Below are 22950 nucleotides of genomic sequence, written 5' to 3' on the forward strand. Positions count from 1 at the left end.
GCGGATTGCGTGCGCCCCCGTCGCGACGGGCGATTGTCGAACACGGAGCCCCGCATGAATGAACCTTACCTGCAGGTCATTGCACATTTTTACGCGAAGCCGGGCAACGGCGACCGCGTGATCGAACTGCTCGCGGAGCTCGCGCCCGCGACGCGCGCCGAGCCGAAGAATCTCGACTATGCGTATTTCCGGTCACCGGAGGATCCCGATCACATCGTGATCCTCGAGCGTTACCGCGACGCGGACGGCCTGGACGTGCATCGGGAAACGCCGCATTTCCAGCGCATCGGTGTCGGGGCGATCATTCCGTTGCTCGATCGCCGCGACGTGTCGCGCTACATGGTGCAGCCGGACACCGGCACGGCGACGCCACCGGGAGGCACTCGATGAACCCGTTTCAATTCCGTACCGTTCCGACGCAGATCGTCGAATTCGGCGCCGCGCGCCGGCTCGGCGCGTTGTTGCGCGAACGCTTTCCGGCGCTCGTGCGGCTGTGCGTCGTCACCGATGCGTTCCTGCATCGCAGCGGCGTGCTCGCGCCCGCGCTGGAGAGCCTCGCCGCGCACGGCTGGCAGGTCACGGTGATCGACGACGTGATCGCCGATCCGCCCGAGCACGTGGTGCTCGAAGCGACCGCGCGGGCCGTCGCGGCCGATGCCGAGATCGTGCTCGGCCTGGGCGGCGGTTCGTCGATGGACGTTGCGAAGCTGATCGCGGTGCTCGCGCCGGGGCAGCAGGCGCTGGCCGACATGTACGGCGTCGACAAGGTCGCGAGCGTGCGGCTGCCGCTCGTGCAGATGCCGACGACGGCCGGCACGGGCTCCGAAGTGACGGCCGTATCGATCGTCACGGTCGGCGAGGCGCGCAAGATGGGCGTCGTGTCGCCGCACCTGTTCGCGGACGTCGCGATCCTCGATGCCGAGCTGACGCTCGGCCTGCCGCGAGCGGCGACGGCCGCGACGGGCATCGACGCGATGGTGCATGCGATCGAAGCCTATACGTCCGCGCGGCTGAAGAATCCGGTGTCCGACATGCTGGCCGTGCACGCGCTGACGCTGCTGTCGCGCAACCTGCTCGCGGCCTGCGACGACGGCCGCAACCGCCACGCACGCGAGTCGATGCTGGTCGGCGCGATGTTCGCCGGGCAGGCGTTCGCGAACGCGCCGGTCGCGGCCGTGCATGCGCTGGCCTATCCGGTCGGCGGGATCTTCCACGTGCCGCACGGGCTGTCGAATGCGCTCGTGCTGCCGCACGTACTGCGCTTCAACGCGCCGGCCGCCGCGCCGCTGTATGCGGAACTCGCGGCGATCGTCGCGCCGTCGGCGACGGGCAGCGACGAAGCGAGAACGCATGCGCTGATCGCGGAGATCGACCGGCTGATCGCGGCGACGGGCATCCCGCGCACGCTGCGCGAAGTCGGCATCGGCGAGGGCGACCTGCCGAGGATGGCGTCGGACGCGATGCTGCAGACGCGCCTGCTCGTGAACAATCCGCGCGAGGTGACGGAGGCCGACGCGCTGGCGATCTATCGGCAGGCGTGGTGATGCGGCGGACAAGCTGCGCGCTCAGGCCCGCGACGCGCTCGGGTGGTCGGCCACCACGTACGCCGATGCCTGCTTCGTGCCGTCCGGCTTCGTCTGCAGGTAGACGCCCTGAATCTCCGGCTCGAAACCGGGCAGCGCGTTGATCCCGGCTTCGAGCGCGCGGAAGTAGTCGAGCGCCGGGCCGCCCCACGCTTCGCCGGGCACCACGCAGAAGATGCCGGGCGGATAGGGCAGCGCGCCTTCGGTCGCGATCCGGCCTTCGATGCGATCGAGCGTGACGAGTTCGACGTTGTTGCGGATCAGCTCGGCATTCGCGGCCTGCGGCAGCATCGCCTGCTTCGGGAACTGCGCACGCCGGAACATCTGCTTCTGCAGATGCTTCATGTCGTGGCTGCGGTAGAAATCGTGCATGCGCTGGCACAACTGCCGCAGGCGCATGTTGCCGTACAGCTCCGGATACGCTTCGCACAACGACGGGATCGCTTCGCGCAGCGGCGTGTCCTGGTCGAGGTGGCGTTCGAACTGCGCGAGGTGCGCGATCAGATGCTGCAGCTTGCCGAGGCTTTCCGACGGCGTGAGCAGGAACAGGATCGTGTACAGGTCGGCCTTCTCGGGCACGACGCCGTGCTCGCGCAGGTAGCGCGCGAGGATCGGCGCCGGCGCGCCGAACGGCGCGTACTCGTGCGTGTCGCGATCGATGCCGGGCGTCGTCAGCAGCAGCTTGCACGGATCGACGAAGTACTGGTCGTTCGCATAGCCTTCGAAGCCGTGCCACGTGTCGGCCGGATGGAAGCGGAAGAAGCGCAGGTCGTCGACGATCTGCTCGGTCGGGTAGTCGGCCCACGGGCGGCCGTCGACATGCTGCGGAACGAACGGGCGGATCTGGCGGCAGGTCTTCAGCAGCAGCTTGCGTGCATCGACGCCGTGCGCGACGCAGTCGCGCCACAGGCGCTTGCCGGCCGGGCCCGCATGCATCTGCGCGTTGACGTCGAGCGCCGCGAACATCGGGTAGAACGGGCTCGTCGACGCATGGATCATGTACGCGTTGTTGAAGCGCCGGTGATCGCAGAAGCGCTTCTGGCCTTCGATGTGGCTGTCCTTCTTGTGGATCTGCGACGTCTGCGAGAAGCCGGCCTGCTGCTTGTGCACCGACTGCGTGACGAAGATGCCGGGATCGTCGGGGCCGAGCGTCAGCATCAGCGGCGAGCAGTCCTGCATCATCGGGATGAACTGCTCGTAGCCGACCCACGCGGAATCGAACAGGATGTAGTCGCACAGATGCCCGATCCGGTCGACGATTTCCCGCGCGTTGTAGATCGTGCCGTCGTAGGTGCCGAGCTGGATCACCGCGAGCCGGAACGGGCGCGGCAGGTCGGCGCGCTCGGGCGCGACGTCGCGGATCGCGTCGCGAATGCGTGTTTCGTCGAGCGCCGCGCTGTCGACGCCGCCGATGAGGCCCCACGCGTTGCGCGCGGTTTCGAGGTAGACCGGCCGCGCGCCGGACACCACGAGCGCGCCGAGGTGCACCGACTTGTGGTTGTTGCGATCGAACAGCACGAGATCGTCGGGCGCGAGCAGCGCGCTCGTGACGACCTTGTTCGACGTCGACGTGCCGTTCAGCACGAACCAGGTCTTGTCGGCGTTGTAGATCCGCGCGGCGTTGCGCTGCGCTTCCAGCGCGGGGCCTTCGTGGATCAGCAGATCGCCGAGCCGGACGTCCGCGTTGCAGAGGTCGGCGCGAAACAGCGTCTCGCCGAAGAAGTCGACGAACATCCGGCCGAGCGGATGATTCGAGAAGAACTGGCCGCCCTGGTGGCCGGGGCAGTCGAACTCGACGTAGCCGCGCTGCACGTATTCGCGCATGACCTTGAAGAACGGCGGCAGCAGGTTCTCGCTGTAGATATCGGCGGCGGCTGAAATCTGCCGGCCGTAATAGTGGCGGCTGCCGTGCCCGAGCTGGATCACGCCGCTCGCGCTCGGCAGGACCGACGGCGGCACTTCCTGGTCGGGCTCGACCGCGACGAAGAACGGAATCGCGAAGCCGGTTCGTTCGACGGCTTTCAGGATTTTTTGCGCCGAATCGATTCCGACCACGATTGCCGCGATATTCGTGAAATCGGTCTGAAATACGTCGACCTGTTCGTGCGTGGTGAGGAAGGCGCCAATCAGCGCCGGCTCGACTGCGATTTTCAACAGGCTCACGCGAATTCTCCCGTAAATGTGCGGAAACGGGAGCCGCATTCACGCCGGCGCGCAATCCGCGTAATCCGATACGCGCTGCAGCCGATTGAAACGCTCCCGCGAATGCTGAATGCCGAATGCGCACCGCACGAATCAGCCTTGCGCAGCGAGGCTCGGCTGCCGACGGTCAGTGCGCGACGCAGCCGATCGTAGCAACAAAATCCGGCGAATTCAATCGACCGGAAACGGCAATGTCATTGAAAGATGAGTAGGATCAAACAAGCGGGAATTGGCGTGCTGCAATGCACATAAAAATGATCCAATTATGAAATCCGATTTGAAAGGGATCGACGATTTTGCCGAATCGTCGGCTTTTCATCGAAAGGCATCCATGGCATAGTCGGCATCCGAATCGGATGGCGAATCAAACCGGAATGACGAGCGTCTCATGTCGCCGACCGTGGCCTGCTGTCCGCGTGCTCGTGAGACGAACAACACCAACGAAGCATCGGAACAGCGAGGGCAACATCATGAATACATCCACCGGAGGCGTTCGTCGTCTCGGCATGCGTGCGCTGCTGGTCGACGACGAAATCACGCAGGAAACGGCGACCGGGCGCGCGGTCCGCACACTGAGCGCGGAGCTCGCGCAACGCGACATCGACGTGCTCACGGCGACATCCGCCGACGATGCGATCATGCTGATCCGTTCCGATCCGTCGATCCAGTGCGTGCTGCTCGACTGGGATCTCGGCGTGGATGGCCACGGGCCGTCCGAGGCGGTGGTCGAAGCGATCCGGCATCGCAACGCCAACGTGCCGATCTTCCTGCTGGCCGACCGCAGCGTCGCGTCGTCGGTGCCGTCCGCGGTCATGGGCCAGGTCGACGATTTCGTGTGGCTGCTCGAGGATACGGCCGACTTCATCGGCGGGCGCATCCACGCGGCGATCGAACGCTATCGCTCGACCGTGCTGCCGCCGATGTTCGGCGCGCTCGCGAAGTTCTCGCGTGTTTACGAATACTCGTGGCATACGCCCGGCCACACGGGCGGCACGGGCTTCCTGAAGTCGCCGGTCGGCCGCGCGTTCTTCGAATACTTCGGCGAATCGCTGTTCCGCTCCGACCTGTCGATCTCGGTCGGCGAACTCGGCTCGCTGCTCGACCACTCGGGCCCGATCGGCGAAAGCGAGCGCTACGCGGCGCGCGTGTTCGGCGCGCATCGCACGTATCACGTGACTAACGGCTCGTCGACGTCGAACCGCATCATCCTGATGGCGAGCGTGAGCCGCGACCAGATCGCGCTGTGCGACCGCAACTGCCACAAGTCGGCCGAGCATGCGATCACGATGTCGGGCGCGATCCCGACGTACCTGGTACCGACGCGCAACCGCTACGGGATCATCGGGCCGATCGCGTCCGAGCGCCTCACGCAGGTGGCGATCCGCGAGGCGATCGCATCGAACCCGCTCGCGGCCGGGCTTGCCGATCGCCAGCCGAAGCACGCGATCGTCACGAACTCGACTTACGACGGCCTCTGCTACAACGTCGCGCGCGTCGAGGAACTGCTCGGCGCGAGCGTCGACCGCCTGCACTTCGACGAAGCATGGTACGGCTACGCGCGCTTCAACCCGATCTACCGCGACCGCCATGCGATGCACGGCGACCCGCGCGACCATCGTGCGGACCGGCCCACGGTGTTCGCGACGCAGTCGACGCACAAGCTGCTGACCGCGCTGTCGCAAGCGTCGTACATCCACGTGCGCGACGGCCGCAGCCCGATTCCGCATGCTCAGTTTAACGAAACGTTCATGATGCACGCGTCGACGTCGCCGAACTACGCGATCATCGCGTCGAACGACGTCGCGGCCGCGATGATGGACGGCCCCGGCGGCGAAGCGCTGACGCACGAGTCGATCGAGGAGGCCGTCGCATTCCGGCAGATGATCGCGCGGATGAACAACGAGTTCGACGCGAAGGGCGACTGGTTCTTCGAATGCTGGCAGCCCGACACCGTGCTCGAGGCACGCACGGGCCGCACGCTGCCGTTCCACGATGCGCCGCCCGAGCTGCTCGCGAGCGATCCGTCGTGCTGGGTGCTGCGCCCCGGCGCGCAATGGCACGGCTTCGGCAATATCGAGGACGGCTACTGCATGCTCGATCCGATCAAGGTGTCGATCGTCACGCCGGGCGTCGCGCCGGCCGGCGGCCTGATGCCGGTCGGCATTCCGGCGAGCGTCGTCACGGCCTATCTCGATGCGCGCGGGATCGTCGTCGAGAAGACGACCGATTTCACGATCCTGTTCCTGTTCTCGATCGGCATCACGAAGGGCAAGTGGGGCTCGCTCGTCAGCGCGCTGTGCGACTTCAAGCGCGACTACGACGCGAACCTGTCGCTCGACATGGCGATTCCGTCGCTCGCGAAGGAACACGGCGCGCGTTATGCGGGCATGGGGCTGAAGGACCTGGCCGACACGATGTTCGCGGCGATGGAGCAGCTCGGCACGACGCGGCTGATGTCGGAGGCGTTCTCGATCCTGCCGAAGCCGGAGATGAGCCCGGTGCGCGCATACGAGCATCTCGTGCAGGGCCGCGTCGAGCAGGTCACGCTCGACGAGCTGGCCGGTCGTACGGTCGCCACCGGCGTCGTGCCGTATCCGCCGGGCATTCCGCTGCTGATGCCCGGCGAGAACGCGGGGCCGGCAGGCGGCCCGGTGCTCGGCTACCTGAAGGCGCTCGAAGCGTACGACCGCCGTTTTCCGGGCTTCGCGCACGACACGCACGGCGTGGAAGTCGAGGACGGCACGTACCGCGTGTACTGCCTGACGGCCTGAACGAGCGACCGGCCGCGCGGCGGCATCACATCGAAGGATCGAGATCATGGAAAACGCAGCGAGCATGTCCGCCGCGGCCCCGGCGGCCGCGGCGAAGAACCGGATGAACGTCTGGCAGCTCACCATCCTCACGGCGGTCAACATGATGGGCTCCGGCATCATCCTGCTGCCGGCGAAGCTTGCGCAGGTCGGCACGATCTCGCTGCTGTCGTGGATCGTCACGGCCGGCGGCTCGCTCGCGCTGGCCTATGCGTTCGCGCGCTGCGGGATGTTGAGCCGCAAGCCGGGCGGGATGGGCGGCTACGCGGAATACGCGTTCGGCAAGGCCGGCAACTACATGGCGAACTACACGTACGGGCTGTCGCTCGTGATCGCCAACGTCGCGATCGGCGTCACGGCGGTCGGCTATGGCACCGTGCTGTTCGACGCGACGCTGTCGCCGCTGCAGACGGGCCTGTGGACGATCTTCCTGCTCGTGCTGACGACGGTCGCGAACTTCGGCGGCTCGCGCATCACCGGCCGGATCGGCTCGGTGACCGTATGGGGCGTGATCATTCCGGTCGTCATCGTGTCGCTGATCGGCTGGTTCTGGTTCAGCGGCGCGACCTGGGGCGCTGCGTGGAATCCGCACGGCATGTCGTTCGGGCCGGCCGTCGGCAGTTCGATCGCGGTGACGCTGTGGGCGTTCCTCGGGCTCGAATCGGCGTGCGCGAACTCGGATGCGGTGGAGAACCCGGAGCGCAACGTGCCGATCGCCGTGCTCGGCGGCACGATCGCATCGGCGATCTTCTACATCGTGTCGACCAACGTGATCGCGGGGATCGTGCCGAACGCGATCCTCGCGAAGTCGAACGCGCCGTTCGGCATCGCGTTCGCGACGATGTTCACGCCGACCGTCGGCACGATCGTCACCGCGCTGATGGTGATCGCGTGCATCGGCTCGCTGCTCGGCTGGCAGTTCACGGTCGCGCAGGTGTTCAAGAGCTCGGCGGACGTCGGCTACTTCCTGCCGGTGTTCGCGCGTGCGACGCGCACGGGCACGCCGATCGTCGGCATGGTGATCCTGCTCGTCGCGCAGGTCGTGCTGGCGCTGATGACGATCAGCCCGGAGCTGAGCAGCCAGTTCCAGAAGATCGTCGATCTCGCGGTCGTCACGAACCTCGTGCCGTACGTGATGTCGATGGCCGCGCTGATCACGATCCAGAAGGTCGCGAAAGTGCCGCCGGCCAAGGCGCTGGTGACGAACGTGATCGCGATGGTCGCCACCGCGTACAGCTTCTATGCGCTCGTCAGCTCGGGCGAGCAGGCGCTGATGCTCGGCGGCCTGTGCGTGTTCCTGGGCTGGACGCTGTTCGGCTTCGTCAGCGCGCGCTTCTACCAGATGGAAGTCGACGCGCACGTGAAGGAACCGGGGAAGTCGCTGCAGGCGTGAGGGCGGGGTTCTCTGCTGCTAACGGACGCGCCGCTTCGGCAGCGGCGGGATTTTCTTCTTCAGCAAGTCGACGACAGCGCGCACGCGCGGCGGCAGCGGCCGCTGCGCCTGCACGAGCGCGTTGAGCGCGAAGTCGGGGTTCTCGTTCAGCGGAAGAATCCTGACGTCCCGCGGACGACCGGCTCCAGCGTACCGCGTCACCGAAGCCGCGTGTGTTCATCGAAGCGATGAGCGAAAATCGGCATTCGCGCGACCGACAGGAGACGGCGACATGACGCAACAGGATGAAGCGATGCGCACGCGATGCGTCGCATGGCAGATCGCGCAGACGTGGCAGGCGGCCGAATGGTGCCGGCTCGCGGAGACGCGAACGGGAATCGATCTGTCGGGTTCGGTGTCGGGTGCAATCGACGGCGCGCCGTTTCGCATCGACTATGCGATCGCATGCGGCGCCGACTGGCTCACGCGCTCGGCGCGCGTGACACGCTGGCTCGGCACGTTGCCACCGCAACAACTGGACCTCGCATGCGAGGAAGGGCGCTGGACGATCGACGGCGTCGACGCGTCTATGCTCGCGGGCGCGACCGACATCGACCTCGGTTTCAGCCCGTCGACCAATACGCTGCCGATCCGGCGGCTGGCGCTGGCCGTCGGCGACGCTGCGACGATCCATACCGCATGGCTGCGCTTTCCGGATTTCGCCATCGTGCGCGGCGAGCAGCGTTATACGCATACGGCGCCACACGTGTATCGCTACGAGAGCGGCACCTATGCGGCCGATATCGCGATCGACGAAGCCGGCCTCGTCATCGACTACGACGAATGGCGGCGCATCGGCGCGGCGCCTGCGCCGTAACGCGTCGCATCGTGTGTCGGCGACACATCAGCGCGCGTTGGCGACCGTCAGCTTGCCCGGAATCAGCTTCAGCGTGCTGAACGTGTCGGCGATGTTCTGCTGATACGCGACCGTCGCGTCGGTGACGGGCTGCACGCCGTAGCCGGCGCGCTTGAGCGCGACTTCGAGCGTCGGCGCGTCGAGGCCGACGAGCGGCGACAGTTGCGCGGCGACGTCGGGCGTGTGGTCGCGCGCCCAGCGATCGACCGCGTCGACTTCGTCGAGCAGCGCGCGCAGCACCTGCGGGTGAGCGGCCGCGTACTTGCGCGCGGCGAGGTAGTACTGCGTGTTGCGCACGAGCCCTTCGCCGTTCGCGATCACGCGCGCGCCGAGCTGCCGTTCGGCGGCCGCCAGATACGGATCCCAGATCACCCACGCATCGACGCTGCGCTGCACGAACGCGGCGCGCGCGTCGGCGGGCGTCAGGTAGATCGGCTGGATGTCCGCATACGCGAGGCCCGCATGTTCCAGCGCCTTCACGAGCAGGTAGTGGACGTTCGAGCCCTTGTTGAACGCGACCTTCTTGCCGCGCAACTGCGCGACGTTGCGGATCGGCGAATCGGGCAGCACGACGATCGCTTCGCCTTGTGGCGCGGGCGGCTCGTTGCCGATATAGACGAAATCGACGCCGGCCGCCTGCGCGAAGATCGGCGGTGTTTCGCCGACCGTGCCGACGTCGATCGCGCCGGCATTCAGCCCTTCGAGCAGTTGCGGGCCGGCCGGGAATTCGAGCCATTGCACCGCGACGCCCTGGCTCGCAAGGCGTTTCTCGAGCGTGCCGCGGGCCTTCAGCACGACGAAGTTGCCGTATTTCTGGAAACCGATGCGCAGCCGCGTGCCGTTGTCCTGGGCTCGTGCGGGCAGGGTCGCGAGCGGCCCGAGCGCAAGTCCGGCAAGCCCGGCGGCCGCGCCATGCAGCCATTGGCGTCGGCGCGGGTTCGCCGGGGTCGTTTCCACGTCTGCGTGCGGTGTGTCGCTCATCTGGGTGTCCTGCGTGCGGGTTCACGGGCCGCGCGCCAAGGCGGCGCGGCCGGCGCAGGACGGGGCCGGATGCGGGCGATGCTCGCAACGGGCCGGCCCGCGCCGGATTCAGGACGATACGGCCGCGCGGGCCGGCGGCCAACCAATGAATGCGCATATGCAAATCAGCGGCGCTCAGGCTGCGTCTGCGGCGCTTTCCTCGATCGAATCGACGCGGTCCGGATAGAACGCGAGGTGTCCGCGAATCGCTTCGACGGCCGGATACGGATGCTCGTAGGTCCACACCGCGTTGGTCGCGCGTTCGCCGCCGGCCGGGATCGAGTAGTACGCGCAGTCGCCCTTGTACGGGCAGTACGTCGCGTGGTCGGTGCGGCGCAGCAGCGACATGTCGGCGTCTTCGCGCGGGATGTAGAGCACGGCCGGATAGCTGGCCTCGCGCAGCGCCAGCGCGCGGCGCGTATCGGCGACGACCTTGCCGGCCACCGTGACCACCACGCGCGACGGATGCGGCTCGATCGCGATCGGATGATCGGGGCCCGGCGACTTCACGGGACGAGAGGGCGTATCGGAGCTGATCGACATCGTGGGTCCTCCAGGAATCGGCGGCGCGGCGTCGTCGGGCGGATCCCGGCGCGCCTTTGCCGGCGTTTGCCAGCCGATACGATGCGCCAATTCCGGAGAATCTGCAGGGGGCCGGAAGGCGGTGGCGCGGTCGCGTGCTTTGGCGTGGCGCGAAGGATCTGCCGGGCGATGCCCCGGCGCTTGCACGGACATATTCATGCACGGGCAGCGGGATGCGCCCGCGGCGATAAGCAACGCCGAATTAATTGGTAAGCGATCGGCGGGAGGCGCGCGAAGATCGGCGGTCGTCATTCGCATGACTCATTCCTCCTTTCCGCCACCATGAAGCATTCTTTCGTTTCGTCAGCCGCACGTCGCGTGCGTCGCGCACCGCATGCCGTTGTTGCACTTCGTTGCGTGGCTGCATCGCTGCTGCTCGCCGGCGCGGCCACGCAGGCGCTTGCCGCGCCGGCCGGCAAGACGCTCGTGTACTGCACCGAAGGCAGCCCGGCCGGCTTCGATCCCGGCCAGCACACGACGAGCACCGATTTCGACGCGAGCACGTACACGATCTACAACGGACTCGTGCAGTTCAGGCGCGGCACGCTCGATCTCGAACCGTCGCTCGCGACGAGCTGGGACATGTCGCCCGACCAGCGCACGATCACGTTCCACCTGCGGCGCGGCGTGAAATTCCAGACGACCGCATGGTTCAAGCCGACGCGGCCGTTCCAGGCCGACGACGTCGTGTTCACGTTCCGCCGGATGCTCGATCCCGACGATCCGTTCCGCAAGGCCTACCCGGTCAGCTTCCCGTACTTCAGCGATCTCGGCTTCGACCGCAACGTCGAGCGCATCGACAAGGCCGACGACTACACGGTGCGCTTCGTGCTGAAGACGCCCGACGTCGTGTTCGTGCGCAACCTCGCGATGGCGTTCGCGTCGATCCTGTCGGCCGAATATGCGTCGCAGCTCGCGGCACGCCATCGCGAGGCCGACATCAACCAGTTCCCCGTCGGCACCGGGCCGTTCCTGCTGCGCACGTACCAGAAGGATGCGCTGATCCGCTACGAAGCGAACCCCGACTACTGGAAGCCGGACGACGTGAAGCTCGCGCGGCTCGTGTTCGCGATCACGCCCGATCCGGCCGCACGCCTGCAGAAGCTGGTGGCCGGCGAGTGCCAGGTATCGGCGTTCCCGCGGCCGGCCGATCTCGACACGGTGCGGCGCGACCCGAAGCTGGAACTGTTCTCGGGAATGGGCTTCAACGTCGGTTTCGTCGCGTACAACACGCAACATGCGCCGCTCGATCGCGTCGACGTGCGGCGCGCGCTCGACATCGCGATCGACAAGACGGCGATCGTGAAGACCGTCTTCAACGGCGACGCGAAGATCGCGACGAACCCGATGCCGCCCGCGCAATGGTCGTACAACCCGCGCCTGAAGGATGCGCCGCGCGATCCGGCCGCCGCGAAGGCGCTGCTCGCGCAGGCCGGCTTCCCGAACGGCTTCGACCTGACGCTGTGGGCGATGCCCGTGCAGCGCCCGTACAACCCGAATGCGCAGTTGATGGCGCAACTGATCCAGCAGGACTGGGCGAAGATCGGCGTGCGCGCGAAGATCGTCAGCTACGAGTGGGGCGAATACAACCGCCGCGCGAAGCACGACGGGCAGCACGACGCGATCCTGTACGGCTGGTCGGGCGACAACGGCGATCCCGACAACTGGCTCGGCACGCTGCTCGGCTGCGACGCGGTGCATGGCAGCAACCTCGCGAAGTGGTGCAATCAGGATTTCGAAAAGCTGGTGAGCGCGGCGCGCTCGAATGCGGACGTCGCGAAGCGCACGGCGCTGTACGAACAGGCGCAGGTGGTGTTCAAGGACCAGGTGCCGTTCACGCCGATCGCGACGTCGATCGTGTCGCTGCCGGTGTCGAAACGTGTGCACGGGCTGACGTTCTCGCCGCTCGGCGGGCACCGGTTCGACGGCGTCTGGCTGGATTGACGGAGATCGATGGGCGAAGGGCCGGCGCGCTCGCGCGCGCCGGTGCCGGTTCAGGTTGCGGTCAGTTGAGCGCGACGGCCGCCGCCGTTTCGACCGGCGAGCCTTCGAGCGCGACCGATGGCCGGCCGTCGGGGCCGACCGGTACGTCGCCGGTGAGCGTCGTACGGTAGAGCTGGCGGTCGAAGTCGAGATCGAAGATGTCGACGGGTGCGAGATGCGCGGTCGCGCGGTTGTCCCAGAACGCGATGCTGCGCGGTTCCCATTTGAAGCGGATCGTGAATTCCGGCCGCGTCACGTGTTCCCACAGCAGTTCGAGCAGCGCCTGGCTCTCGCGCGGCGTCAGCCCGACGATCGATTTCAGGAAGCTCGGGCTCACGTACAGCGCACGTTCGCCGGTCTCCGGATGCACGCGGACGAGCGGATGCTCGGTCACGAGCGGGCGGCGTTCGACCGCGTCATCGAACGCGCCGGTGGCGCGCGCACCGGCCGGCGGCGTGAAGCGGTGGATGCCGCGCAAGCCGTCGACGAAACCGCGCAGCGGCGCGGACAGCGTTTCGTACGCGCGTACGAGATTGGTCCAGTGCGTGTCGCCGCCGTACGGCGGGATCGTCACGCCGCGCAGGATCGACGCCCACGGCGGGTTCACGGCGGCCGTCACGTCGGTGTGCCAGCCCGTCCACGGCCGGCGCACCGGTTCGCCTTCGAAGCGCGTCGCCTTGCGGTGCTTCGCGATCGAATAGACGGCCGGATGACCATCGACGTGCCCGAACACCGGGTGGCCGACCGTCGGCTCGCCGAATTGCGCGGAGAACGCGACGTGCTGGTCATGCGTGAGGAATTGTTCGCGGAAGAAGACGACGCGCCATTTCAGCAGCGCGGTGCGGATGGCCGCGATCTGCGGCGTGGTCAACGGTTGCGTGAGGTCGACGCCGCGAATTTCCGCACCGATATGGGCGGACAGCGGGATCACGTCGACTGGCTGGGCAGCGGGTTCGGGTAGGGCGCTCATGCGACGCTCCTGGCGGAAGTGAATGGGGCGGATGGCCGACATCGTTGCGCGTGCAAGCGTCGATGCGGTGGCGGGAGGTTCATGGTGGTGTGTCCGGTGGCGATTGGAGCGGAACACGCGGCGGCGCGCACGAAACGGCGCCGCCGCGGTACTCGAACGTTATTGCAGCGTCGCACCCGGCCCCTTCAGCACGACGCTCCGGCGGCCGTCGATGCCGACCGGCACGTCGCCGTGAACGGTCGCGCGGCGCACGACGCGGCGCGCATCGCCGTAGTCGTTGATCGCGTAGTGCTGCGTCGCGCGGTTGTCCCAGATTGCGACGTCGCCTTCCTGCCAGTTCCAGCGCACGGTGTTCTCGAGACGCGTCACGTGCTCGTGGAAGACCTGCAGCAGGTGCGCGGAATCCTGTGCCGACAGCCCCTTGAGCCGCTGCACGAAGTGCCCGAGCACGAGCGTGCGTTCGCCGGTTTCCGGATGCACGCGCACGACCGGATGCTCGGTTTCGTAGACGGTCGACGTGAACACTTCGCGGTAGCGCTTCAGTTGCGTGTCGTCGGCATGCACGTGCGTCGACGCGTAGTCGTATGCGTTCGTATGGATCGCCCACAGCGTGTCCGCAAGTGCGCGCAGCGGGTCGGGGAGATGCGTGTACGCGGCGGCCGTGTTGGCCCATACCGTATCGCCGCCGAACGGCGGAATCACGACCGCGCGCAGGATCGAGATCTTCGGGTACGCATCGACGAACGTGACGTCGGTGTGCCACGAATTCGCCCGGGCGCCGTGCGCGGAATCGAGTTCGAGCAGATGCGCGCTGCCGTCGACGGACGGCACGGTCGGATGCGCGACCGTGTCGCCGAAGCGGCGCGCGAACGCTTCCTGCGCGGTGTCGTCGAGATGGTGCTGGCCACGGAAGAACAGCACCTTGTGGCGCAGCAGCGCGGCCTGGATCGCGTCGAACGTCGCGTCGTCGAGCGTGGCCGACAGCCGGACGCCGGCGATCTCGGCGCCGATCCGGCCGGCAACCTGACGAAGCTGGAGCGGAGCGGCGGCCGTGCGCGGCGCGGCGTGCGAAGCATGCGAAGACGGGTGGGCGGCGTGCTGGACTTCGGACATCGGGAGTCTCCTGGAGTCGGGTCGGTCGAGTCTCCATTCAAGCAGGGAGCGCGCGGAACCGGAACCGATGAATCGTCACAACCTTAGCGTGCGTGCTGCGATGATCGATATGTGTCGTCATGCTGAGCAATGCGGTCGCGACACGTGTCTACCACGCAAGCCGGAATTCACCGATCCGGTGCGCGTGCGGCGTGTCGATGCGCTTGCCGCCCGCGCCGTCGTCGCGCGGCGGTTCGCTATCGTCGAAATCGGCGAACACCGTATCGCGCAACCGCGCGAATTCCGGCGAATCGCGCCGGCGCGGCCGCGGCAGTGCGACATCGACGATGCGTTCGATGCGGCCCGGGCGCGGCGCCATCGTGACGACGCGGTCGCCGAGATAGACGGCTTCGTCGACGTCGTGCGTGACGAGCATCATCGTGATGCGCTCCTGTTCCCAGATGCGCAGCAATTCGTTCTGCATCCGCGCGCGCGTCTGCGCGTCGAGCGCGCCGAACGGCTCGTCGAGCAGTAGCACGCGCGGCCGGTTCACGAGGCCGCGCGCGATCGCGACGCGCTGCGCCATCCCGCCGGACAACTGGTTCGGAAACGCGTGCTCGAAGCCGTTCAGCCCGACGAGCGCGATGTGGTCCGCGATCGCGCGCCGCTTGGCGGCCGCGTCGAGCGGCGAGTTGCGCAGCGCGGCGCCGATGTTCTGTTCGACGGTGAGCCACGGAAACAGCCGGTGATCCTGGAACACGATCCCGCGCTGCAGCGACGTGTCGCGCACGCGTTCGTCGCCGGCGCGAATCTCGCCCGTGTAGTCGGTGTCGAGCCCGGCGATCAGCCGTAGCAGCGTGGACTTGCCGCAGCCGCTCGCGCCGACGATCGTGACGAATTCGCCGGCGCGCACGTGCAGCGATACGTCGTCGAGCACGGCGAGCGACGCGCCGCGTTGCGCGTAGTGCTTGCTTACATGGCGGATGTCGAGCGAGTCGGAGGCGAGGGTCGTCATGGCGGAGCGAGGAAGGTTGTGACAGGAAAGGAGAGGGCGATCACCGCGGCAGGTCGCCTCGCCCGGCCAGCACCTTGCGTTCGATCGCACGCGCGACCGCGTTCAGTGCCCAGCCGGTCACGCCGACCACGATGATCCCGAACAGCACGAGATCCATCCGGAACTGCTCGCTGCCGTCGATCAGCGTGTTTCCGATCCCGCTGCCCGCGACCAGCAGGTATTCGGCGCCGAGCGTCGCGAGCCACGAATAGATCAGGCCGAGATACAGCCCGGTGAAGATCGACGGCAGTGCGGCCGGCAGGATCACGTAGCGGACGAGCTGGAGCCGCGAATAGCGCAGCGCGCGGGCGACGTCGACATACGCGCGCGGCACCGCGTGAATGCCGTCGCAGGTGTGCGCGGCGACGGGCAGCAGCGCGGCGAGCGACAGGAACACGACCTTGGCGACGTCGCCGAGGCCGAACCACACGGAAATCAGCGGAATCCACGCGAACAGCGAGATCTGCTTGAACGTGTCGAAGCTCGGGCCGACGATGCGCGCGGCGATGCGCGACAGCCCGAGCGCGATGCCGAGCAGCAGCCCGCCCGTCGCGCCGATCGCGAAACCGCAGGCTTCGCGCGCGAGCGACGCGGACAGTGCGCGGCCGAGCGCACCGCTCGTGACCTGCGACCACGCGGTGTGCAGGACGTCGGCCGGGCCGACGAGCAGCCCGCTTTTCACGACGTGCGCGGAAGCGATCGCCCACCAGAGTGCGAACGCGACGAGCGGCAGCACGAAGCCGCGCCAGTCGGGCGCATGCAGGCGGCGGGCGGCTGCGACGGGCGACGGCGCGGCAGCCGGCGCGAGCGTCGACGTGGCGGAGTGCGGCATCGGGTAGTCTCCTTCGGTTGGGCGGGCAGGCCGGTTCAGCCGCGAAACGCGGACGGCACGCCGCGGCGCAGGCGCGCTTCGAGTGCGTCGAGCAGCCGGTTGATCAGCAGGCCGACCGCGCCGACCACGACCACGGCCGCCATCACGAGATCGAGCTGGAACAGTTGCCGGCCGTACACGATCAGGTAGCCGAGCCCTTCGGAAGACGCGACGAGCTCGACGACGACGAGCGCGAGCCACGACTTCGTGAAAGCGAGCCGCACGCCGGTCGCGAGCGTCGGGATCGCGGCCGGCAGCACGACGTGGACGATGCGTTGCCGGCGCGTGTAGCCGAACCCGCGCGCGACTTCGTCGAGCGCAGGCGGCGTCTGGCGAAACCCCTGCAGCGTGCTCATCGTGACGGGGACGAGCGCCGCATGCGCGATCAGCAGGTACTTGAGCGGTTCGCCGACGCCGACGAGCAGCAGCAGGAACGGCAGCCAGCCGAGCACCGGAATCTGCACGAGCGCGTTGAAGCTCGGCAGTACATAGGCTTCCAGCGTGCGCGACAGGCCGAGCGCGACGCCGATCGCGAAACCGAGCAGCGAGCCGGCCGCGAAGCCGACCAGCACGCGCTGCAGGCTGATCAGCGTGTGGCGCGCGAGATCGCCGCTCGTCGCAAGCTCGGCGAGCGCGTCGTACACGCGTTCGGGCGGCGGCAGGATCTGCGGTGCGATCCAGCCGCGCGCGCTGCCGACGCTCCACAGCGCGAACAGCAGCGCGGGCAGCACCCACGGCGCGAGCTGCCATGCCAGCCGCTTCACGCTCGCCGCGCGGCGCGGCTGCGCGGCGAGTGCATGCGGCTCGGACGACTGAATCGGGATCGCGGTGTCGCTCATCGGGGCGGGTCCGGGTCAGGAAAGGGGCTTGCCGGCCGCGTCGTAGCGCGGCCAGTAGTGTTCGAGCTTCAGCGTGCGCAGCGCGTTGTCGAGATACTTCGGCTCGAACCAGCCGTCGACGTCGACCGGCTGGCGGATCAGCTTCAGCTTCAGCGCATCCTGTGCGACGGCCTTGTAGCGCGCGACGAGGAACGGATCGATCAGCGGCGACAGGCGATCCTTCAGGCGCTGGTTCGCATAGTCGGCCTGCCACGACGAATACGGGACGCCGCTCTTCGCCCACAGCTTGAACAGCGCATCGCGGTTCGCCTCGTCGGACGACCATTGCGCGCCCTTGACCAGCGCGGTGACGACGCGCTGCACGATGTCCGGATGCGCGCGTTCGAAATCGTCGAGCACGAGCAGATGCGTCTGGCGCGTGTACTGCGGGCCGTCGTTCTGCGATTCGTAGATGATCTTCGCGAGCCCCGCGTCGCGCAGCTTGTATAGCTGGTAGTCGCCCACCGACGCGTCGATGCCTTTCGACGCGAGCGCGGCGAGCGAGCTTGCGGCGTCGAGATTGATCACGCGCAGGTCGCGTTCGCCGAGGCCGTTCTTCGCGAGCGCGTTGTCGGCGACGAGCTGCAGGTTCGTGCCGCGGAAGATCGATACGCGGCGGTCTTTCAGGTCGGTGATCGAACGGATGCCGGAGTCGGGCGGCACCGCGATCTTCACGCCCGAGCGCACGCTCGCAGCAAGCAGCAGGTGCGTCTTGATCCCGTTCGAGCGTGCGAGCACGGCCGGCAGGTCGCCCTGGTATGCGAAGTCGAGTGCCTTGTTGGCGATCGCCTCGTTGACGGCCGGCCCCGCGCCCTTGAAGAACAGCCACTGCACGTTGATGCCGTCGGCCGCGAACTCCTTTTCGACCAGTTGCTGCAATTGCGCGGTGGCGGCGCTGGAGCCGCCGAAGGTCGGCGGATCGCCGGCGCCCTGCTGGGCGACGCCGATGCGGATGGTGGCGGGCTTGTCGGCGTGCGCGGCGGCGGCCGCCAGTGTCATCAGCGTGGCCGCCAGCAGCGACCGCAGCAGGTGCAGCGGAAACGGGAATCGATCGGTCATGGTGCGTCGGGTAGCGTGAAAATGAAATCGGAGGGGGAGGCGTCGAGCCATTCTGGTGGACGCTTCCGGCGCGGGACAAACAACGATTTGAACTATGCTTATCGCCGCCTGGCGGGTTGCGCTTTGCGGGGCCGGGCGCGCCGGTTCCGCGAACGGAAAGCAGATTTGCATATATCGCGGAATCGTTCAGGATTCCGATCATGTTGATTGGCGTGGCCTGCTAATCAGGCAAGCGCCGGCTGGAAAATTCCTGAAATGGCGAAATCGCGGATTTGCGAGATCGCGGATTCGCATGTCGATCGGCATGCGAATCAGGGCGGTGAAATCGACATCAGTCGGTTCAGAAAAACTGATCCGGACCTGTCATGTTTGCCGAATTGTCAGGCGGAGCGTGAACGGATTTCCGGCCGGCACACGCGAACCGCTGCGTGAAACGGTGCGCACGGCCCATCCGGCATACCGAAAAATCGAATGGAAACAGGTTATCCGCCAGACGGAAAATGACGCATCGCGACAGTTAACATGCTTACATCGACGTCCGAATGCCGCGACAAAGAATTTCGACAGACACCTTCATGAATTTCATCATTGCAGGGTGCTATCCATAAATACATTCCGACGCCAAATTATTTGAAATCGTCTCAAAAATTGTCTATACCCTAGACGAATCAGTGCGGTCGGCGTCGTACCGGCGCGGCTGCACGACAGATGTGCGAATGAAACGATCGATGCCGTCGTTGCATGCCGCGCGTCGCAGCGATCGAATGGACTTCGGGGAATGCGAACGGCCTCATGCGGGCGGTCCGCATGAGTCGCAAATGGGCGAACGCCATATGCAGCCGCCGGACCCATGCAGCGTCTTTACGTTCAACGGTCGATCATCGACCCCGTCACACGGAGGTTGCCATGCTGCAATACGTCAAGTCCCTGCTGCGTGATGAACGCGGCGTCAGCTCGCTCGAGTATGCGGTGCTGGCCGGCATCGTCGTGGTCGCGCTGGCAGCGGTCGGCGTGATCCTCAGCAGCACTTCCGGCGGCTTGCCGAGCGTGTTCACGGCGCTGATCACGAAGGTGACGAGCCTGATCTGATCCCCTGAACCCGCGCGCCGCCGACGAATACACGGATCCGCAGCGGTAGAACGTATCCAGCCGGGGGTGCGCCGATGGACGGCTCTCCCATGCTCACTCTCGTGCAGTCGGTGGCCACGGTCGTGCTGGCGTCGCTCGCGGCGCAGGACCTGCGCGACCGGCACTTGTCCAATCGCGCGGTGCTGGCGTTCGCGATGCTGTATTTCGTCGCGGCGGCGCTCGCTCGCGAAGGGCTCGCGCCGCTGGCCGGCCACCTCGCGACCGCCGCGGCGATGCTGCTGCTGTTCGGCGGCTTGCGCCACGCGGGCTGGATCGGCGGCGGCGACGTCAAGCTGGCGGCGGCGGTATTCCTGTGGGCCGGCCCGACGCTGGCGTTCCCCGTGTTGACGATCGTCGGCGCGGGTGGCGCGTTATGCGGCCTCGCCGCGCTCGCGGCCGTCGCGTGGCAGCGGCGCGTCACGCCCGCCCGCGCGGTCGCCGCGCGCGGCGTGCCGTACGGGCTCGCGCTCGCGCTCGGCGGTGCGCTGGCCGTCTGGGCGCCGTTTCCGCACGCGGTTTCGCTTACCTAGCCGGGGGACGCACGCCGCCATGCCCAAACCTCTGAGAATGGCCGTGCTGATCATCGCTGCCGGCATCGGCGCATTCATCCTGCGCGAACTGTACGTCGCCGCGTCGACGCCGTCGGCACCCGGCGAACCGGATCAGGCGCGCGTGCGCGTCGCGGCCGCCGATCTGCCGGAAGGGCTGCTGCTGCGCGACAACGATCTCGCGTGGAAGCGCATGCCGCGCGCGCAGGTGCCGCCGGGCGCATTCGTCGAGTCGCAGCCGGGCGCCGACCTGAAGGGCGCGCTGCTGCGCAACCGCGTCGGCGCCGGCACGCCGATTCGCACGGACAACGTGATTCCGGCCGACGCGCCGGATTTTCTCGCGGCCGCGCTGCAGCCCGGCATGCGCGCGATCTCGGTGCCGGTCGACGACGTGTCGGGCAACGCGGGGCTGATCCAGCCGGGCGACTTCGTCGACGTGGTGCTCACGCAGCAGATCGGCGGCTCGGCGACGTCGCCCGGCACCTTCGAAGCGGAGACGGTCGTGCGGCGCGCGCGCGTGCTTGCGGTCGGCTCGGAATTCCAGCGCGCGAAGACGCCCGCGAGTGCGCCGGACGCGACGGCGCGCGCACGCACGGTCACGCTCGAGGTCGCGCCACGCACCGCGCAGGTCGTGCTGGTCGCGACGCGCCTCGGCTCGCTGTCGCTCGCGCTGCGCAGCTTCGCGACCAGCGACCGGCGGCAACCGGCGGGCGGCGACGAGCAGGAGCCGGATACGCAGCCGGTGTGGGCCGGCGACGTGTCGCGTGCGGCCCGCGAGGCCGCGCGCGCGCAGTCCGCCGGGCCGGCGGCCGGCAGCGCACGGCCGACGGGACAGGGCAGCACGGTCGTGATCTATCGCGGTTCGTCGATCGACGACGGGTCGCGCGGCGGCGGCATCGGCACGCCGGGCCTGCCGCCGCTGCCGTCCGGCCTGCCGGGGCTGTCGGGGATGCAGGGAATGCCGGCGCTGCCGGGCGGCGGCAATGTGGCGGCGGCGGACGGGACGGCGCAGCCGCCGCGGGCGGCGGTGCCGCAATGACGGATCGACGGAGCGGGCCGGCCGTGCGGCGGCCGGTATTTGACGGGATGACGGGAACACGCATGGTGCGCATCGTTCGCTGGATCGCTCTCTGGTGCCTGGCCGGCCTCGTCGCGCCCGGCGTTGCGTTCGCGCAGGGCGTGCGCACGCCGGACGCCGGCGCGGCGCTGTCGATCGCGACCGGCAAGGGCGAGCTGTTGTCGCTGCCGGAGCCCGCGGTCGCGATGTTCGTCGCCGATCCGACCATCGCCGACATCCAGGTGCCGTCGCCGCGCACCGTGTTCGTGTTCGGCAAGAAGGCGGGCACGACCACGCTGATCGCGCTCGGCGCGAACCATCGGCCGATCCTGCGCAGGACGGTGATCGTGCAGGTCGACACGGCGTCGCTGCAGACGGTGCTCGACAGCCGCTTTCCACAGATGAAGCTGACGGTGTCCGGCGCGCCGGGCTCGCTGATGGTGTCGGGCAAGGTGCCGGGCGCGGCCGACGCGGACGCCGTGATGCAGTCGCTCGCGCCGTACCTGCACGACAAGGAAAAGATCGTCAACCGGCTGACGCTGTCGCGCCCGATCCAGGTGAACCTGCGCGTGCGGGTGACCGAGGTGAGCCGCAACGTCACGCAGCAACTCGGCATCAACTGGAGCTCGCTCGGCGCCGCCGGCAACTTCGTCGGCGGGCTGTTCAACGGGCGCACGCTGTTCGACCCGACGAACGGCCTGTTCAACCTGTCGCCGACCGGCGCATTCTCGGTGCTCGGCGGTTTTCGCGCGGGGCGCTGGTCGATCGACGTCGTGCTCGACGCGCTCGATCAGGAAGGGCTGATCACGATGCTCGCGGAGCCGAATCTGACCGCGATGTCGGGCGAGACGGCGAGCTTCCTCGCGGGCGGCGAGATTCCGATTCCGGTTGCGCAGAGCGGCAACACGGGGGTGATCACGGTCGAGTACAAGCCGTTCGGCGTGTCGCTCGACTTCACGCCGACCGTGCTCTCCGACAACCGCATCAGCCTGAAAGTGCGGCCGGAAGTGAGCGAGGTCGACGCGAGCAACAGCGTGACGACGGGCAGCATCAGGGTGCCGGCGCTCACCGTGCGACGCGTCGAGACGACGGTCGAGCTGTCGAGCGGGCAGAGCTTCGCGATCGGCGGGCTGCTGCAGAGCCAGACGGCCGACACCGTGTCGCAGATCCCGGGGCTCGGCCGGCTGCCGATCATCGGCCGGCTGTTTTCGTCGAAGAATTTCCAGGACAACAAGACCGAGGTGGTCGTGATCGTCACGCCGTACATCGTGCAGCCGACCGGGCCCGGCCAGCTCGAGCAGGCGATCGACACCGTCGCGCGGCCGAGCAGCGATCTGGAGTTCGCGGTGCAACACAACCTCGGGCTCGACCTGCTGTCGGGCGACACGCCGCGCCTCGTCGGCGCCGCGGGCTTCGTGTACTGAACCGGAGGGGCGCCCATGCGAGTTCGAACCACCGTCTCCGCACTGCTGCCGCTGGTGCTGGCGGGCTGCATGTCGGCGCCGCCGCCGCTTAACCTGCCCGACGCGCGGTCGATCGGCTTCGACGGCGTGCAGGCGGTGCGGCCCGACTGCGCGAAGCTGATGCAGCCGTCGCATCTCGTCGACGCGGGCTTCGGGCGGCCGGGCGTGCCGTTCGGCTGCGCGACCTACACGAACCTCGCGGCCATGCTCGCGCGGCCGCAGGATCTCGTCGCGCCCGTGCCGTACGGCGGCGCCGACGCGGAAGTCGCGGCCGGCGCGGTGCGCCGCTACGTCGAGGATCGCGTGAAGCAGCCGACGCCCGGCAGGACGCAGACGACGACCGGCTCGCCCGGCCATTGAAC

Annotated in this window: 20 protein-coding genes and 1 pseudogene; 11 read left to right on the plus strand and 10 right to left on the minus strand. The window is 67.8% G+C overall.

Translation table 11 applies throughout. The features are described from left to right. The first annotated feature begins 54 nt into the window (after window positions 1-54). Window positions 55-390, plus strand: coding sequence for a putative quinol monooxygenase (locus KVT39_RS27015; protein WP_105390862.1), 336 nt, complete (start codon window positions 55-57; stop codon window positions 388-390). After that, window positions 387-1544: an iron-containing alcohol dehydrogenase gene (locus tag KVT39_RS27020; RefSeq protein WP_217590617.1), complete on the plus strand. Its 1158-nt coding sequence runs from the start codon at window positions 387-389 to the stop codon at window positions 1542-1544. Before KVT39_RS27015 ends, KVT39_RS27020 begins: the two co-directional genes overlap by 4 nt. 21 nt (window positions 1545-1565) lie before the next feature. Here KVT39_RS27020 and KVT39_RS27025 read toward each other — a convergent pair whose 3' ends face one another. Further along, a complete protein-coding gene (locus KVT39_RS27025; protein WP_175748614.1) occupies window positions 1566-3746 on the minus strand; it encodes an ornithine decarboxylase in 2181 nt (726 codons plus the stop codon). A gap of 509 nt (window positions 3747-4255) precedes the next feature. On the opposite strand from KVT39_RS27025, the gene KVT39_RS27030 reads away from it, so the two are divergent. Next, on the plus strand, window positions 4256-6556 hold the full coding sequence (locus KVT39_RS27030; protein ID WP_217590618.1) for an Orn/Lys/Arg decarboxylase N-terminal domain-containing protein: 2301 nt from the start codon (window positions 4256-4258) through the stop codon (window positions 6554-6556). Window positions 6557-6602: 46 nt separating this feature from the next. Beyond that, entirely contained in the window at window positions 6603-7988 is a 1386-nt protein-coding gene (potE, locus tag KVT39_RS27035) for a putrescine-ornithine antiporter (RefSeq protein ID WP_131947746.1), read from the plus strand. Between the two features lie 18 nt (window positions 7989-8006). On the opposite strand, the pseudogene KVT39_RS27040 reads toward potE, so the two are convergent. After that, a pseudogene (locus KVT39_RS27040) lies at window positions 8007-8126 on the minus strand (LysR family transcriptional regulator); the annotation flags it as partial. Window positions 8127-8259: 133 nt separating this feature from the next. Between KVT39_RS27040 and KVT39_RS27045 the strand changes: the two are divergent. Then, window positions 8260-8844 carry a putative glycolipid-binding domain-containing protein gene (locus KVT39_RS27045; RefSeq protein ID WP_034179906.1) on the plus strand — a complete coding sequence of 195 codons (585 nt, stop codon included), beginning with the start codon at window positions 8260-8262 and terminating at the stop codon, window positions 8842-8844. Window positions 8845-8871: 27 nt separating this feature from the next. Here KVT39_RS27045 and KVT39_RS27050 read toward each other — a convergent pair whose 3' ends face one another. Together KVT39_RS27050 and KVT39_RS27055 are read right to left on the minus strand one after the other, a co-directional pair. Then, a complete protein-coding gene (locus KVT39_RS27050) occupies window positions 8872-9864 on the minus strand; it encodes a sulfonate ABC transporter substrate-binding protein (RefSeq protein ID WP_217590619.1) in 993 nt (330 codons plus the stop codon). 174 nt (window positions 9865-10038) lie between these two features. Beyond that, the gene (locus KVT39_RS27055) at window positions 10039-10446 is read right to left on the minus strand and encodes a DUF427 domain-containing protein (RefSeq protein ID WP_105390868.1); all 408 of its coding nucleotides are present in this window, start codon (window positions 10444-10446) and stop codon (window positions 10039-10041) included. Window positions 10447-10767: 321 nt separating this feature from the next. On the opposite strand from KVT39_RS27055, the gene KVT39_RS27060 reads away from it, so the two are divergent. Beyond that, window positions 10768-12429 carry an ABC transporter substrate-binding protein gene (locus KVT39_RS27060; RefSeq protein WP_217590620.1) on the plus strand — a complete coding sequence of 554 codons (1662 nt, stop codon included), beginning with the start codon at window positions 10768-10770 and terminating at the stop codon, window positions 12427-12429. A gap of 61 nt (window positions 12430-12490) precedes the next feature. Here the strand turns inward: KVT39_RS27060 and KVT39_RS27065 are convergent, their stop codons facing one another. The 6 genes from KVT39_RS27065 to KVT39_RS27090 form a co-directional block, all read right to left on the minus strand. Next, window positions 12491-13438 (minus strand): TauD/TfdA family dioxygenase, encoded by a 948-nt coding sequence (locus KVT39_RS27065; RefSeq protein WP_034179902.1) that lies wholly within the window; start codon window positions 13436-13438, stop codon window positions 12491-12493. Between the two features lie 159 nt (window positions 13439-13597). Continuing rightward, window positions 13598-14551: a TauD/TfdA family dioxygenase gene (locus KVT39_RS27070; protein WP_034179901.1), complete on the minus strand. Its 954-nt coding sequence runs from the start codon at window positions 14549-14551 to the stop codon at window positions 13598-13600. A gap of 148 nt (window positions 14552-14699) precedes the next feature. Then, a complete protein-coding gene (locus KVT39_RS27075) occupies window positions 14700-15545 on the minus strand; it encodes an ABC transporter ATP-binding protein (protein WP_217590621.1) in 846 nt (281 codons plus the stop codon). Window positions 15546-15585: 40 nt separating this feature from the next. After that, on the minus strand, window positions 15586-16416 hold the full coding sequence (locus KVT39_RS27080; RefSeq protein ID WP_034179899.1) for an ABC transporter permease: 831 nt from the start codon (window positions 16414-16416) through the stop codon (window positions 15586-15588). Between the two features lie 35 nt (window positions 16417-16451). Then, window positions 16452-17294: an ABC transporter permease gene (locus KVT39_RS27085; RefSeq protein WP_034179898.1), complete on the minus strand. Its 843-nt coding sequence runs from the start codon at window positions 17292-17294 to the stop codon at window positions 16452-16454. Between the two features lie 15 nt (window positions 17295-17309). Next, window positions 17310-18392: an ABC transporter substrate-binding protein gene (locus KVT39_RS27090; protein WP_034179897.1), complete on the minus strand. Its 1083-nt coding sequence runs from the start codon at window positions 18390-18392 to the stop codon at window positions 17310-17312. 906 nt (window positions 18393-19298) lie between these two features. Here KVT39_RS27090 and KVT39_RS27095 point away from each other — a divergent pair. The 5 genes from KVT39_RS27095 (at window position 19299) to KVT39_RS27115 (ending at window position 22948) form a co-directional block, all read left to right on the plus strand. Next, entirely contained in the window at window positions 19299-19481 is a 183-nt protein-coding gene (locus KVT39_RS27095) for a Flp family type IVb pilin (protein ID WP_034179896.1), read from the plus strand. Window positions 19482-19570: 89 nt separating this feature from the next. Continuing rightward, window positions 19571-20050 (plus strand): prepilin peptidase, encoded by a 480-nt coding sequence (locus KVT39_RS27100; RefSeq protein ID WP_034179895.1) that lies wholly within the window; start codon window positions 19571-19573, stop codon window positions 20048-20050. A 19-nt stretch (window positions 20051-20069) separates the two neighbouring features. Next, on the plus strand, window positions 20070-21107 hold the full coding sequence (gene cpaB, locus KVT39_RS27105) for a Flp pilus assembly protein CpaB (protein WP_034179894.1): 1038 nt from the start codon (window positions 20070-20072) through the stop codon (window positions 21105-21107). Window positions 21108-21169: 62 nt separating this feature from the next. Then, window positions 21170-22549, plus strand: coding sequence for a type II and III secretion system protein family protein (locus KVT39_RS27110; RefSeq protein ID WP_034179893.1), 1380 nt, complete (start codon window positions 21170-21172; stop codon window positions 22547-22549). Between the two features lie 15 nt (window positions 22550-22564). Continuing rightward, complete coding sequence (locus KVT39_RS27115; RefSeq protein WP_034179892.1) at window positions 22565-22948, plus strand: CpaD family pilus assembly lipoprotein; 384 nt, start codon at window positions 22565-22567, stop codon at window positions 22946-22948. The last annotated feature ends 2 nt before the right edge of the window (window positions 22949-22950 follow it).

Source organism: Burkholderia sp. GbtcB21, from assembly GCF_019091065.1.
GTDB lineage: Bacteria > Pseudomonadota > Gammaproteobacteria > Burkholderiales > Burkholderiaceae > Burkholderia > Burkholderia pyrrocinia_C.

Bases quoted from the DNA above. Each gene is read 5' to 3' on its own strand.
- KVT39_RS27015 (WP_105390862.1), top strand. From the start codon at position 55: ATGAATGAACCTTACCTGCAGGTCATTGCACATTTTTACGCGAAGCCG.
- KVT39_RS27020 (WP_217590617.1), top strand. From the start codon at position 387: ATGAACCCGTTTCAATTCCGTACCGTTCCGACGCAGATCGTCGAATTC.
- KVT39_RS27030 (WP_217590618.1), top strand. From the start codon at position 4,256: ATGAATACATCCACCGGAGGCGTTCGTCGTCTCGGCATGCGTGCGCTG.
- potE (WP_131947746.1), top strand. From the start codon at position 6,603: ATGGAAAACGCAGCGAGCATGTCCGCCGCGGCCCCGGCGGCCGCGGCG.
- KVT39_RS27045 (WP_034179906.1), top strand. From the start codon at position 8,260: ATGACGCAACAGGATGAAGCGATGCGCACGCGATGCGTCGCATGGCAG.
- KVT39_RS27050 (WP_217590619.1), bottom strand. From the start codon at position 9,864: ATGAGCGACACACCGCACGCAGACGTGGAAACGACCCCGGCGAACCCG.
- KVT39_RS27055 (WP_105390868.1), bottom strand. From the start codon at position 10,446: ATGTCGATCAGCTCCGATACGCCCTCTCGTCCCGTGAAGTCGCCGGGC.
- KVT39_RS27060 (WP_217590620.1), top strand. From the start codon at position 10,768: ATGAAGCATTCTTTCGTTTCGTCAGCCGCACGTCGCGTGCGTCGCGCA.
- KVT39_RS27065 (WP_034179902.1), bottom strand. From the start codon at position 13,438: ATGAGCGCCCTACCCGAACCCGCTGCCCAGCCAGTCGACGTGATCCCG.
- KVT39_RS27070 (WP_034179901.1), bottom strand. From the start codon at position 14,551: ATGTCCGAAGTCCAGCACGCCGCCCACCCGTCTTCGCATGCTTCGCAC.
- KVT39_RS27075 (WP_217590621.1), bottom strand. From the start codon at position 15,545: ATGACGACCCTCGCCTCCGACTCGCTCGACATCCGCCATGTAAGCAAG.
- KVT39_RS27080 (WP_034179899.1), bottom strand. From the start codon at position 16,416: ATGCCGCACTCCGCCACGTCGACGCTCGCGCCGGCTGCCGCGCCGTCG.
- KVT39_RS27085 (WP_034179898.1), bottom strand. From the start codon at position 17,294: ATGAGCGACACCGCGATCCCGATTCAGTCGTCCGAGCCGCATGCACTC.
- KVT39_RS27090 (WP_034179897.1), bottom strand. From the start codon at position 18,392: ATGACCGATCGATTCCCGTTTCCGCTGCACCTGCTGCGGTCGCTGCTG.
- KVT39_RS27095 (WP_034179896.1), top strand. From the start codon at position 19,299: ATGCTGCAATACGTCAAGTCCCTGCTGCGTGATGAACGCGGCGTCAGC.
- KVT39_RS27100 (WP_034179895.1), top strand. From the start codon at position 19,571: ATGCTCACTCTCGTGCAGTCGGTGGCCACGGTCGTGCTGGCGTCGCTC.
- cpaB (WP_034179894.1), top strand. From the start codon at position 20,070: ATGCCCAAACCTCTGAGAATGGCCGTGCTGATCATCGCTGCCGGCATC.
- KVT39_RS27110 (WP_034179893.1), top strand. From the start codon at position 21,170: ATGGTGCGCATCGTTCGCTGGATCGCTCTCTGGTGCCTGGCCGGCCTC.
- KVT39_RS27115 (WP_034179892.1), top strand. From the start codon at position 22,565: ATGCGAGTTCGAACCACCGTCTCCGCACTGCTGCCGCTGGTGCTGGCG.